The organism is Bradyrhizobium elkanii WSM2783, from assembly GCF_000472865.1.
Lineage (GTDB): Bacteria > Pseudomonadota > Alphaproteobacteria > Rhizobiales > Xanthobacteraceae > Bradyrhizobium > Bradyrhizobium elkanii_A.
The window spans coordinates 18,260-29,942 of the sequence record NZ_AXAP01000097.1 but is presented as its reverse complement, the minus strand read 5'-3'; the positions used below and the strand labels follow the sequence as shown (position 1 = coordinate 29,942).

Annotated in this window: 12 protein-coding genes; 2 read left to right on the top strand and 10 right to left on the bottom strand. The window is 64.1% G+C overall.

Annotation, left to right across the window (positions count from 1 at the left end):
• The 5 genes from YY7_RS59260 to YY7_RS0142595 form a co-directional block, all read right to left on the bottom strand.
• The coding region (locus YY7_RS59260; RefSeq protein WP_155255562.1) for a DUF4372 domain-containing protein at nucleotides 1-187 on the bottom strand (187 nt) is incomplete at its 3' end.
• 264 nt (nucleotides 188-451) lie between these two features.
• Entirely contained in the window at nucleotides 452-1,438 is a 987-nt protein-coding gene (locus tag YY7_RS0142610) for a Bug family tripartite tricarboxylate transporter substrate binding protein (protein ID WP_028168486.1), read from the bottom strand.
• Nucleotides 1,435-2,340 (bottom strand): amidohydrolase family protein, encoded by a 906-nt coding sequence (locus YY7_RS54730; RefSeq protein WP_051397229.1) that lies wholly within the window; start codon nucleotides 2,338-2,340, stop codon nucleotides 1,435-1,437. Before YY7_RS54730 ends, YY7_RS0142610 begins: the two co-directional genes overlap by 4 nt.
• A 15-nt stretch (nucleotides 2,341-2,355) precedes the next feature.
• The gene (locus tag YY7_RS0142600; protein WP_080664095.1) at nucleotides 2,356-3,462 is read right to left on the bottom strand and encodes an amidohydrolase family protein; all 1,107 of its coding nucleotides are present in this window, start codon (nucleotides 3,460-3,462) and stop codon (nucleotides 2,356-2,358) included.
• A 113-nt stretch (nucleotides 3,463-3,575) separates the two neighbouring features.
• Complete coding sequence (locus tag YY7_RS0142595) at nucleotides 3,576-4,250, bottom strand: RraA family protein (RefSeq protein WP_028168484.1); 675 nt, start codon at nucleotides 4,248-4,250, stop codon at nucleotides 3,576-3,578.
• A gap of 165 nt (nucleotides 4,251-4,415) precedes the next feature.
• Here YY7_RS0142595 and YY7_RS54725 point away from each other — a divergent pair, with 165 nt between their 5' ends.
• Nucleotides 4,416-5,426, top strand: a complete 1,011-nt coding sequence (locus YY7_RS54725; RefSeq protein ID WP_080664094.1) for a LysR substrate-binding domain-containing protein — start codon at nucleotides 4,416-4,418, stop codon at nucleotides 5,424-5,426.
• Between the two features lie 198 nt (nucleotides 5,427-5,624).
• Here the strand turns inward: YY7_RS54725 and YY7_RS0142585 are convergent, their stop codons facing one another.
• The 3 genes from YY7_RS0142585 to ybaL all read right to left on the bottom strand — a co-directional run bounded on the left by YY7_RS0142585 (nucleotide 5,625) and on the right by ybaL (nucleotide 8,702).
• A complete protein-coding gene (locus tag YY7_RS0142585; RefSeq protein ID WP_028168483.1) occupies nucleotides 5,625-6,185 on the bottom strand; it encodes a DUF2087 domain-containing protein in 561 nt (186 codons plus the stop codon).
• A 229-nt stretch (nucleotides 6,186-6,414) separates the two neighbouring features.
• Nucleotides 6,415-6,888 (bottom strand): hypothetical protein, encoded by a 474-nt coding sequence (locus tag YY7_RS0142580; protein WP_028168482.1) that lies wholly within the window; start codon nucleotides 6,886-6,888, stop codon nucleotides 6,415-6,417.
• Nucleotides 6,889-6,935: 47 nt separating this feature from the next.
• A complete protein-coding gene (gene ybaL, locus YY7_RS54720) occupies nucleotides 6,936-8,702 on the bottom strand; it encodes a YbaL family putative K(+) efflux transporter (protein WP_051397228.1) in 1,767 nt (588 codons plus the stop codon).
• Nucleotides 8,703-8,888: 186 nt separating this feature from the next.
• Here ybaL and YY7_RS0142570 point away from each other — a divergent pair, with 186 nt between their 5' ends.
• The gene (locus YY7_RS0142570; protein WP_051397227.1) at nucleotides 8,889-9,566 is read left to right on the top strand and encodes an alpha/beta hydrolase family protein; all 678 of its coding nucleotides are present in this window, start codon (nucleotides 8,889-8,891) and stop codon (nucleotides 9,564-9,566) included.
• Between the two features lie 29 nt (nucleotides 9,567-9,595).
• Here YY7_RS0142570 and YY7_RS0142565 read toward each other — a convergent pair whose 3' ends face one another.
• The gene (locus YY7_RS0142565; RefSeq protein ID WP_028168480.1) at nucleotides 9,596-10,258 is read right to left on the bottom strand and encodes a response regulator; all 663 of its coding nucleotides are present in this window, start codon (nucleotides 10,256-10,258) and stop codon (nucleotides 9,596-9,598) included.
• Entirely contained in the window at nucleotides 10,255-11,667 is a 1,413-nt protein-coding gene (locus YY7_RS0142560; protein ID WP_028168479.1) for a sensor histidine kinase, read from the bottom strand. The genes YY7_RS0142565 and YY7_RS0142560 overlap by 4 nt, the downstream gene beginning before the upstream one ends.
• Nucleotides 11,668-11,683 lie beyond the last annotated feature (16 nt).

Sequence of the window (11,683 nt, the reverse complement as noted above, 5' to 3'; positions counted from 1 at the left end):
ACCCCGCCTCCACCCCGCGCAGACTGTCGTGACCGCTCAGTTGCGCATAGATCAGCGCCACCAGGTGATCCCAGCTCTTGAAGGACTTGTCGTAGCCATCCCCGTCCAGACCATCCACAACTGTCTGAAACCGCCGTCGACTGATCGGTTCAAGGAGCTTCCCAAAAATGCTACCGCGAAATCGCATGCTCGGCCTTCTGTGTCTCGACAACCAGAAAAGACCGATTTGCCTCGGTTTTGCCGAGCATGCACTGCGACATAGCGATTCATTCCCCGGACAGCCCTGCGTTCTTACGGGGGAGGGTTGGGGTGAAAGGCAGCCTCCGCAAACACCATGACAGATGGACTCGCGGAGAGTTCCCCCCACCCGAAATTCAAGCTGCGCTTGAATGTCGACCTCTCCCCGCAAGCGGAGTGAGGTGAGACCGAGCGCGCTTGCAACGCCAACGAGTCATTCGGCCTTGATCTTGGCGGTGCGGATGATGTTGCCCCAGCGTTCGGTCTCGGACTTGATGAAGGCGCGGAAATCCTCCGGCGAACCGCCCTTGACCACGGCGCCCATCTCGCGAAGGCTGTCCTTCACCTTCTGATCGCCGAGCGCGAGGTCGATCTCCTTGTTCAATCGCACCACGATCTCCTTTGGCGTGCCGGCCGGAACCAGGAAGCCCCACCAGACGGTGGCCTCGACGCCGGGGAAACCGGCCTCGGTGACGGTCGGGACATCCGGCAACAGCACCAGTCGCTCGCGCGAGCTGACGGCGACGGGACGGAGTTGGTTGGCGCGAATCTGCGGCATGCCCTGCACGGGATCGACGAACATGAAGGAGACGCGGCCGGCTATGATATCGACCATCGCCTGCGCGCCGCCCTTGTACGGCACATGCAGCGCCTGGATGCCGGTCACCTGCTTGAAGATCTCCGCCGCAAGATGGCCCGAGGTTCCGGTGCCGGCGGAGGCAAAGGTGAGCTTGTCCGGCGTCGCCTTGGCCATGTCGACGAGGTCCTTGACCGTCTTGGCCTCGAATTGCGGCTGCACCACCAGGATCAACGGCGAATAGCCGACCAGGGCGACCGGCTCCAGGTCCTTCTCCGCATTGAACGGCAGGCTGTCGAACAATGCTTCATTGGTCGCGAGGTTGTTGGCAGCGATCAAGACGTTGTAGCCGTCGGGATCGGACTTGGCGACGAAGCCGGTCGCGATATTGCCGCTGGCGCCGGGCCGGTTCTCGATCACGATCGGCTGGCCGAGCTGCGGACCGGCCTGCTGCATCACGGTGCGTGCGACGATATCGACCGCGCCGCCCGCCGAGAACGGCACAGCGACATGAATCGGGCGCTCGGGATAACCGGCAGCAAAAGCCATCCTGGGTAGGCCAGGCAATAGCGTAGCGCCGGCAAGCAGCGACAGGACGGTGCGTCGGTTGATCTGGTCGGTCACGGGCGGGCCTCGTTCGATGTTGCTGATGTGACGGCGCCTCCCGTCTCGCGCCAGCGCAGCAGCGCGGCCGCGGTGCCGCCGAGCACCTGCCGGCGATCGTCATCGGTCAGGAACGGAAGTTCGCGCCGCATATGGTCGAGACATTCGAGATAGGAGCACGGCAGGCGCGTGAGATCGGATCCCCACATGATGCGATCGGCGCCGAATGCCTCGAAGGTTCGCCGCAGATAGGGCTCCAGGCTGGCGAACGGATAGGCGCTGTCGGTGTAGCAAGGCAGCGAGCTCGCCTTGATCGCGATGTTCGGAAACCGCGCGAGCGACAGCAGCTCATCGAGATCGGCGAAACAGGCTTGATCGCGTAGCGCGCTCTGCCGCGCCATGTGATCGAGGATGACGGTGAGGCCGGGATAGCGCCCGGCCAGCGTCGCAATCTCCTTGAGCAGGCCGGGCGCGAGCGCCATCAGCGGAATACCGAGGCGCTGGCAGTCCGACCAGAACCATTCGATCGTGCCGGGCACGAGCCACCGCGCCCATTGCGGCTTGTAGAAGGTCATGCGGATGCCGAGCATCCCCGGCTGGTCGAGCCAGGTCTGCAGGCGCTCGCGCGCACCGGCTGCATCCGGGTTGAAACGGCCCATCACCGCAAAGCGCTCGGGAAACCGCTGAGCTGCTTCCAGAGCCGTGTCGTTGGAATCGCCGACCGGCGACGGCGGCACGATCACCGCGCGATCGACGCCGGTGCGGTCCATCATCCCAATCAATTCATCCGCGCCGAGCGGCTCGGAGCGATGCGGCCGCGCGCCGGGGACGGCGACGAAGGACGGCTTGCCGATCTGCTCAGCCGGCCACGGCCGATCGGGCCGATGTGCTTCCCAGAGATGAACCTGCGAGTCCGTGATCACGTAATCGTACCCCGCTCAGTTGAAGAATTCCGCGGGAATGCGGCTGTACACGCGCCGCGCATTGCCGGCGAAGATCGCGCGCTTCTCGTCCGCGCTCAGCAGCGTCGAACCATCGATGTAGCGACGCGTGTCGTCGTAATTGAAGCCGGTCTGGGGATCGATGCCCTTCACCGCACCGACCATCTCTGAAGCAAACAGGATGTTCTCTGCCGGAATCACCTTCGTCAGCAGGTCGATGCCGGGCTGGTGATAGACGCAGGTGTCGAAGAACACGTTCTTGAGCACGCTTTCTGCCAGCGGCGGCCGCTTCTGGTCTTGCGCGATGCCGCGGTAGCGGCCCCAATGATAGGGAATGGCGCCGCCGCCATGCGGGATGATCAGCTTCAGCGTCGGAAAGTCCTTGAACAGGTCCGACATCAGGAACTGCATGAAGGCGGTGGTGTCGCCATTGATGTAGTGGCTGCCGGTGGTGTGGAAGACCGGATTGGCGGCGGCGCTGACATGGATCATCGCTGGCACGTCGAGCTCGACCATCTTCTCATACAGCGGATACCACCAGCGGTCGGTCAACGGCGGATCCTTCCAGTAGCCGCCGCTCGGGTCCGGGTTGAGGTTACATCCGACGAAGCCGAGTTCCTCGACGCAGCGCGTCAGCTCGGCGATGCAGTTGTTCGGTTCGACGCCAGGCGATTGCGGCAACTGGCAGACGCCGATGAAATTCTTCGGATAGAGCTTTGTCAGCCGGTAGATCAGCTCGTTCGAGACCCGCGACCAGGCCTCGCTGACCGCGGCGTCACCGATGTGATGGCTCATGCCGGAGGCACGCGGCGAGAACAGCGTCACCGACGTGCCGCGTTCGCGCTGCAGCCGCAGTTGCGCGCCTTCGACCGATTGCCGCAACTCGTCGTCGCTGATCTTGAGCGCATCGACCGAAGGCATCTGCGAGCGATCGCCGATCGCAGCGATCTGACGCTTGCGCCAATCGAGCAATGCCTGCGGCTCCGTGGTGTAATGGCCGTGGCAGTCGATGATCGGCCCGCTCGGGGCCTGTGCGCGGCGCAGCCCTTCCGCCGCTTCGATATTGGTCGGAGGCGAAACGGAAAAAGACCTGCGCGAAGCCATCACGGCCTCGAAAGCCAGTGGCCCGCTGCAGCACGAACAGCCGTTCGGGTGGACCGATCCGGAAAAAGCAAACACGGCATACTCCCTTGCGAACGTCGCGTGCGACGTCGCGATCAAGCGTCAATCTTGCAACCGAGCCGGATCAGCGTGGCGTCGACCCAGGAACGATCGAGCTTGCCCTCCTTGATCAACGCGAGCTGTTTGATCTCGGCCTGCTGCTTGGCCTCGGTCGCCTTCAGCACTTCGGCCGTAACATCGAACGGCACGCAGACGATGCCGTCGCCGTCGCCGACAATGAGATCACCAGGCGCGATCACCGTGCCGCCAATCGCGATCGGCACGTTGATCTCGCCGGGGCCGTCCTTATAGGGGCCGCGATGGGTGACGCCGGCGGCGTAGACGGGGAACGTGCCGACGTGGAGCGTGTCGTAGTCGCGGATCGCGCCGTAGATCACGATGCCGGCGATCCCACGCCGCTCGGCCTGCGCCGCCATCATCTCGCCGATCAGGGAATTGGTGAGATCGCCGCCGCCGTCGACCACGATCACATCACCGGGCTCGGCGATGTCGATCGCCTTGTGCACCATCAGATTGTCGCCGGGGCGCGTCTTCACCGTGAAGGCCGGGCCGGCGAGCACGCCTTCCTTGTGGATCGGCCGCAGCGCCGCGCCGCCCGCCGTCATCCGCGACATGGAGTCGCTGATATTGGCGACCGGCAGCTCGCGGAATTTCGCGACCGTCTCGGCATCGACCTTGCGCGCGCGCTTGCAAATCTGGAATCCAATCATCGCCCTCGCCTCCCTTGCCACTTCGGTTGTCCGGGCCGCTGAGCACCTGCGAGCGACGCAGGTTTCCCCTCGGCCTGTTCGTGCTTTTCTGCCGTGATAGGCGCCGCCGGCTATTCCGTCCAATATGATATTGACAGCCTGGCTATACGTTTTGACTATAAGAAGATGGATTATCGCCAGCTTCGTTATTTCATCGCGGTGGCGGAAGAGCTCAGCTTCAGCCGTGCCGCCAGACGGCTGAACATCAGCCAGCCGCCGCTCAGCACCCAGATCAAGGCGATCGAGGCCGAAGTGGGAACAATCCTGCTCAGCCGCGATCGGCACAAGGTCGAACTCACCCCGGCCGGCGAGGTGTTGCTCGACAACGCGCGGCGCGCGGTGAAGCTGCTCGAACAGACCGCCGAGGCGGTGCGGCGCGCCGGCCGAGGCGAAGCCGGCACCATCCGGCTCGCTTTCACCAGTTCGGTCCCGATGCGCGAAGCCTTCGCGCGAATGCTGCGCGCATTTCGCAACCGCTATCCGGACGTGCAGATTGAACTACAGCATCTGGGGACGGGCTCGCAATTCGCAGCCCTCGCGGATGACCAGATCGATTTCGGCATCCTGCGGCCGCCCGCCATGCTGCAGCAGAACCGGAACATCAGGCTCGTGCCGCTGTGGCGCGACCGGTCGCGGCTGTTCTTTCCATCGAGCCATCCGTTTGCCGGCTCGGCTGCGCCGGTCGAGATGACCGATTTGGTCGACCAACCGTTTGTCGGGGTCGAGCCCGTAGTCAATTGCGGCATGCACGAACATCTGATGACGCTGTGCGGCGCGGCCGGATTCGCGCCGCGCATCGCGCAGGAAGCGCGCGAGCTCAACACCGTGCTCGGCCTCGTTTCTGCTGGGCTCGGCATTGCCGTGCTGCCGGAGTGCTATACGTGCATGGCCATACCAGGCGTCTCCAGCCGTCCCATCGCGGGTATCGACGCGGAGAGCTGGCTCATGATCGCGATGCGCGATCGTAACATGCCGCCACTTATGCAGCGCTTCGTCGATGTCGCCTGCAATCTCGGGTGCCGATGCACCGCAACTGGTGCCGTCGACGACCGTCAACCCAAGCGAACAGCGCCCCGCCTCGTTGAGTCTCAGCGAGCAAAGACATCGCCCTTTCGCGCACGAGGTCGAGATGTGTGAACAGCGAGACATGATGGCCGCGCAGATCACCCGACAGGGCGCGGGCGAGCAGCCATGACTGATCGTGACCGCCCATGCCACCATGGATGGCGAGGATCGCCGGGCCCTCGCCGCCCATGGCGCATTCGATGGTGCCGCGAGATGTCCGCACCAGGGGCGGTGTCGACCCGGTGAGCGGCGGCGCTTCCAAATCCCGGGTCATTGCGCGTCTCCGCGCGCTATCTCGTTGAGCTGGCGGATGAGGATCGCGGCTTCGGCAGGAGGCTTGCGCTCGATGCGTCGATACTCGCGCCCGTCACGCGTTCGCGAGACGAGACCGTTGCCGCACAGCGAGCGGCGCAGTATCGCGGGATCCCCGAAGACATGTCGTGCGATCAGGAACGCTGTCACTTCCGCTTCGGTAAAACTGCGCCGGGAAGGGAAAGCCGACCATAGTACCCAAAGGCAGAGATTCTGCAGGCTTTGCCTGGCCGGCCAGCGTAGCAGCCTGCCCTCTGCATCGAAATGACGGGTGGCGCGCTTCACGCGCCCGTAGTCGACCGCCTCCGGTTCGCCGGCGGCAGGCTTGCCGCTTTGATGCTGGCCGTCGAGCGCTTGGGCACGGAGTTGCTGGTAATTCCGATGCCCCGTCGATCGCGCAAGCATGTTGAGCAGCTCGACATGGCTCGGCGCGGAGGTGCGCCCCATAAGCTGGCCGCGCAGCGATTTTGCAAGCGCGGAGATGTCGACCGCGGCAAACGGAACGGGAATCCTGGACATGACCAATCCTCGTAGTGCCGATCCAGAACGGATTGTCGGAGGTCACCGGCTTGCGACGCGGCACGAGGTTGGTGTCGGTTCGATTCTCGCCTTGCAGGTTTGGCTTCCCTTAGGGGACGGTGACGCCTGGGTGAACTGCAGACCCTGCCAGAGCCATAATACGGCGCCCACCGAAGATCAACAGCGTCAATCGGCCGGCGCGCCGCTCACGCGGCAGTTCGGGTCAAGCTCATGCCAGTTGCTGCGGGCCTAGGCTGCCGAGCCACATGCGGGCCGAGTGGATATTGTGAAAGTCCTTGATCGCAATTTCCCGAGCCAGCTTCGAATGAATGCTTCCGATCGAGACCTTGCCGAAGAATGTCAGCGACACGGCAGTGGCAACGGCCTTGAGACCCGCCGCGCGCGCCCGCGGCAGCCAATTTTCCACGATCCACTTCTGATCTTCCGCGTGGACGATCGGCAGGTCCGAATCATCGCCCAGGATCCTGTCGGCGGCATGCTGCGTGAGCATGCCAAGGATGATCTCATGAACGAAGCGAAGCTGGGCGCTGGTCGCGTATTTCCGCCACACCACTGCAATGCAGGGTATGCTTTCGTCATATGAGAGCGAACAGATCGGGTTGTCGTGCGGACTGTTCAACAAGTGGATCCCATCGATGGATTCGGTTTCGATGATCCGCTTCAGCTCCGCCAGCGCGCCCATTCTGTCCCTCTTCTGTCGGCTGCGTTCCCACGCGAGACAGCGGCAAACTAGCGATCTGCCGGGGCATTTGGAACACCGTGCAGAGCGATCATGGTTGCGGCGTGCTGCGGTTCCATCTGCCGCATGTCGGGCACACGCTGCAGGCTTTCGATCATCGCCCGTGCGATCTCGCGCTCGCCCATGATGACGGTATCGGCGCCCAGTCGCGTGAGATGATCGACCTCGGCATCCGAATGGGCGCGGGCGATGATCCGGATTTGTGGATTGGCGACGCGCGCCTGCTGAACGATCTGTCCGGCTTCGAACGCTTCGGGAATCGCGACCACCAGATATCGGGCGGCGGACGGATTGGCGGCGGCGAGCACATCGGCGCGGGCCGCATTGCCCATGATCGCCTCGATATTGTTCTGCTTGAGCCCGGCGACGACCGCATCGGCATCTTCGATGACGAGAAACGGTTGGCCCGCCTCCTTCATTGCGTTGCCAACGATGTTTCCGACCCGGCCATAGCCGACCAGGATCGCGTGATCGGTCAGGCTCGTGACCGGGATCGGTTCGCGGGCGGCAGGAGCGGCTGTCTCCCCCGATGACCGGTCCCGATCATGGCGCGCTATCAGCCAGTCCACGCCTGCGAAGATCAGCGGATTGAGCATGATCGAGAGGATCGCTCCGGCCAGGATCAGGTCGCGACCTTCCTTGGGAAGCAGATTGGTTACAACGCCGATCTCCGCCAGAATGAAGGAGAACTCTCCGATCTGGGCGAGACTGGCGGAGATCGTCAGCGCCGTGGAGACCGGATGCCTGAAGGCCAGCACGATAAAGAAGGCTGCCACGGATTTTCCGATGGTGATGATGAAGAGCGTGGCGATCAGCGGCCACGGCTCGCGGATTACGCTCATCGGATCGAACAGCATGCCGACGGAAACGAAGAACAGCACCGCAAAAGCGTCCCGCAGCGGCAGCGACTCCTGCGCGGCGCGCTGGCTGAGCGGGGATTCCGTCAGCATCATCCCGGCGAAGAAGGCGCCGAGCGCGAGCGAAACGTCGAACAGCTTGGTCGCACCGAATGCAACGCCGAGCGCGATCGCCAGCACGGCGAGCCGGAACAGCTCGCGGGAGCCGGTGTGCGCAACATAGTGGAGGATCCAGGGGATGAGCCTGCGCCCCACCACCAGCATCAGGGCGATGAACAGGCCGACCTTGGCGACTGTGAGCAACAATGTGCCCGTGAGTCCAAGACCAAGGCGCGCCGCGAGCGGACCGGCGGTCTGCGCATCGCCGTTGCCGCCGAGCACGCTCGCAAGTGCCGGCAGCAGCACGAGCGCGAGCACCATCGCCAGATCTTCGACAATCAGCCAGCCGACGGCGATTTTGCCGCGATCGGTATCCATCAACCGCCGCTCTTGCATCGCGCGAAGCAGCACGACGGTGCTGGCGACCGACAATGCCAGCCCGAACACGAGGCCCGCTCCAACTGACCATTCCATGGCCAGGGCGAGTCCGAGCCCCATCAGCGTCGCGACGGCGATCTGGACGACGGCACCGGGCAGCGCGATGGCGCGGACAGACAGGAGATCGTTGAGAGAGAAGTGCAGGCCCACCCCGAACATCAGCAGGATGATGCCTAGTTCCGCCAGCTCCGTTGCCAGCGACTGGTCCGCCACGAAGCCGGGCGTAAAGGGGCCGGCCGCAACTCCCGCGAGCAGATAGCCAACCAATGGTGGAAGTCGGAACCGCTGGGCGAGGGCACCGAACACAAAAGCGAGCCCAAGCCCTGCGACAATCGTCGCGATAAGTGGCGTATCATGCAGCATTTTCGGCTTTTCGCACAATCTGCCGCCGATGTCTCGCGAACCATTTGTGGCGGCGTGTCGCACTCGCTGCTTGCGCTGATTGGCCCCTAGCCGGGTGGAGCGCAGCGCAACCCGGAACCTCTGCATCAACGTTTACGAGCGGTCCCGGGTTACGCTGACGCTCCACCCGGGCTACATACCACCACGATGAAAACAGACACGCAGTCCCTCAGGATCGAAGTCGAACATGCCGGCGCGGTCTCGGCGCTGCTGCTTCGTCCGCCGCAGGCGCGCGCCACTTACGTGTTTGCCCACGGTGCCGGTGCCGGCATAACGCATGCCTCGATGGAGGCGATTGCCGCAGGCCTTGCCGCGCGCGGCATCGCGACGTTGCGTTACCAGTTCCCCTACATGGAGAAAGGCAGCAAGCGTCCCGATCCGCCCGCGATTGCGCATGCCACCGTGCGCGCCGCGGTGGCGAAAGCTGCAGAGCGGTGCGCCGGGCTGCCGATCTTTGCCGGCGGTAAATCCTTCGGCGGACGGATGACCTCGCAGGCTCAGGCAATCAAGCCGCTTGCCGGCGTGCGCGGCCTGGTGTTTCTCGCCTTCCCGCTGCATATAGCCGGAAAGCCATCCACCGAGCGGGCAAAGCATCTCGCGGATATCAAAATCCCGATGCTGTTCCTGCAGGGCACGCGCGATGCGTTGGCGGAATTGAAGCTGCTCGAGCCGGCGGTCAAGGAGCTCGGATCATTGGCGACGCTGCATCTGGTGAAGGAAGCCGATCATTCCTTCCATGTGCTGGTCCGTTCAGGCCGCAACGACCGCGAGGTGATGGACGAGGTGCTCGATGCATTCGCAGCGTGGGTGGATTCGGTCCTTTGAAGGCGCCTTCCGTTAAGTGAGCGCTCCCCTCACGCCTCTCCCAGATCGATCTGCGTCAATATCCCCTGCCGCAGCGCCAGCCGTACCAGCTCGATATCCGAGCCGACGCCGAGCTTGTCCTTGATGAGGGAGTGCAGGTTCGCCACCGTCTTGGGACTGATGTGAAGCGCCTCGGCGATTTCCTCGGTCGTCCTCTCGGCCAGCAGCATGCGCAGCACTTCGAATTCGCGCGCGGAGAGAACATCCGCGGCAGCGGCTTCGCCAGCAAGCCGGCTAAGCGCCAGTTCATGATCGATATCGGGACTGATGGCGATTTTTCCGGCCAGAACATCCATCACGGCGTGCACGAGCGTTTCGGGCGGGCTTGTCTTGGTGACATAGCCGCTGGCGCCGGCACGGATTGCCTGCACCGCAAAGGCCGCGTTCTGGTGCATCGTGAACACGAGGATCCTGGCGCGCTTGTCCCATTGCCGGATGCGCCTGATCGCCTCGATGCCGCCGATGCCGGGCATGCTCAGATCCATGATAACAAGGTCGGGCTCGGTGGCTTTGAACAGCCGATAGGCCTCGGCGCCATCGGAAGCTTCGGCAACGACGCGCAATCCCGGCTGCTTCTGCAGCACCGAGCGATAGCCCTCGCGAACGACGGCGTGATCGTCGACCAGCATGATGGCGTGGCCGCTGCCATTCATGCCGCACGCTCCAGGGTGGCGCCATGCTGTCTGGACGGCGCGACGGGAATAACGACGCGCAAGGTAGAGCCGCCGTTTTGCCCGGCTTCAAACCTCAGCCGCCCTCCGAGGGCGGCGACGCGCTCGCGCATCCCGAGCAAACCCATTCCGGATTTCACGGCGGGATCGCCGAGCCGGCCATCATCCTCGATGTCGAGCTCGATTGTAGCGCCCTCATTCGAGGGAGCCTCCGCCTCACGCATGCTCAGTCGTAGCATGACCCGCATCGCGCCCGCATGCTTGGCCGCGTTGGTGAGCGCTTCCTGCACGATGCGGTAGAGATTGGCGCTGACCGCCGCAGGCGTATTCTCCAACCGACCGAAAAAAATGATTTCGAAGCGGGGCTGTCCCCGGCTGCGCCCGTTCCAGCCGGCGACCAGACCTTCCAGGCTTGCCGCCAGTCCAAGTTCCTCGACGTCGGGCGGACGCAATCTGAACAGCGCGCCGCGCAGGGTCTCCATCATGTCGGTCGCAATCCGCGCAATGCCGTCGCATTCGGCGAGCATGGCGGGACAATCCTGTCCCGCGGTATGGCGGGCCGATGCCGCCAGCGCGCGAATCGCGGCGAGCGACTGCCCGAATTCATCATGCAGCTCCCGCGCAAGATGTCGGCGCTCCTCGTCCTGCAGCGCGATCAGCCTGCGGGTCAATTCGCTGCGCTCGGACAGCGCCGTGCCGAGGCTCTCCGCGAGGTGATTGAACACATCGCGGATGGTCGAAAGCTCGGCAAGATCGAACGGCGGCAGGCGCGCAGTGAGGTCGCCTGCGGCGATCCGCTCGAGACCGCTCCGGATCAACCGCGTCGGACGCAGCGCGCGTGCAAGGGCCGCATAGACCAGCGCGCACAATAACGGCAGCGCGACCGCGAGCACGGTCATCAGACGGCCCGCTTCGTGCCAGGCCCCGGCCGTGAGCACGGCCGGATCAACCCAGACGACGGCTTCGCCGATGATGGCGCCGCGAGACATCACGGGCCGCGTGGCCTCTCGGCCTGGATCGAACAGGCTGCGATAGAACGCCGCGAATATTTGTGGCGGAGCGCTGTCCTCGTTCGGCGCGCCGCCGCAGAAGCGCTGCCGGATATCGCCATCGCTGGCGCGAAACGCAAGACAGAGACCGGGCGTTATGACCGCCGTCGCGACATTGTCGAGGTCGGGAAATTCGGGCCGCGGATTGTTCACCCACTGGATCTTGTTTTGCTGCAGCTCCAGCGTCTTTGCCGCGACGTCGGCGATCGCATTGGTCCTGGCGCGCACGGACCTATCGGCGTCGATGAGGAAATAGGCCGAGATGGCCGCAAAACAGAGGGCAGATACGGCCGCAACGCGCAGCATCAACCGTACCTTCAGATCGCTCCTGTGGTCCCACATCTTGCGGATCCCCCTC

Coding starts and splice junctions, on each gene's coding strand:
- YY7_RS0142600 (WP_080664095.1), bottom strand. CDS start 3,462: ATGGCTTCGCGCAGGTCTTTTTCCGTTTCGCCTCCGACCAATATCGAA.
- YY7_RS0142595 (WP_028168484.1), bottom strand. CDS start 4,250: ATGATTGGATTCCAGATTTGCAAGCGCGCGCGCAAGGTCGATGCCGAG.
- YY7_RS54725 (WP_080664094.1), top strand. CDS start 4,416: ATGGATTATCGCCAGCTTCGTTATTTCATCGCGGTGGCGGAAGAGCTC.
- YY7_RS0142585 (WP_028168483.1), bottom strand. CDS start 6,185: ATGTCCAGGATTCCCGTTCCGTTTGCCGCGGTCGACATCTCCGCGCTT.
- YY7_RS0142580 (WP_028168482.1), bottom strand. CDS start 6,888: ATGGGCGCGCTGGCGGAGCTGAAGCGGATCATCGAAACCGAATCCATC.
- ybaL (WP_051397228.1), bottom strand. CDS start 8,702: ATGCTGCATGATACGCCACTTATCGCGACGATTGTCGCAGGGCTTGGG.
- YY7_RS0142570 (WP_051397227.1), top strand. CDS start 8,889: ATGAAAACAGACACGCAGTCCCTCAGGATCGAAGTCGAACATGCCGGC.
- YY7_RS0142565 (WP_028168480.1), bottom strand. CDS start 10,258: ATGAATGGCAGCGGCCACGCCATCATGCTGGTCGACGATCACGCCGTC.
- YY7_RS0142560 (WP_028168479.1), bottom strand. CDS start 11,667: ATGTGGGACCACAGGAGCGATCTGAAGGTACGGTTGATGCTGCGCGTT.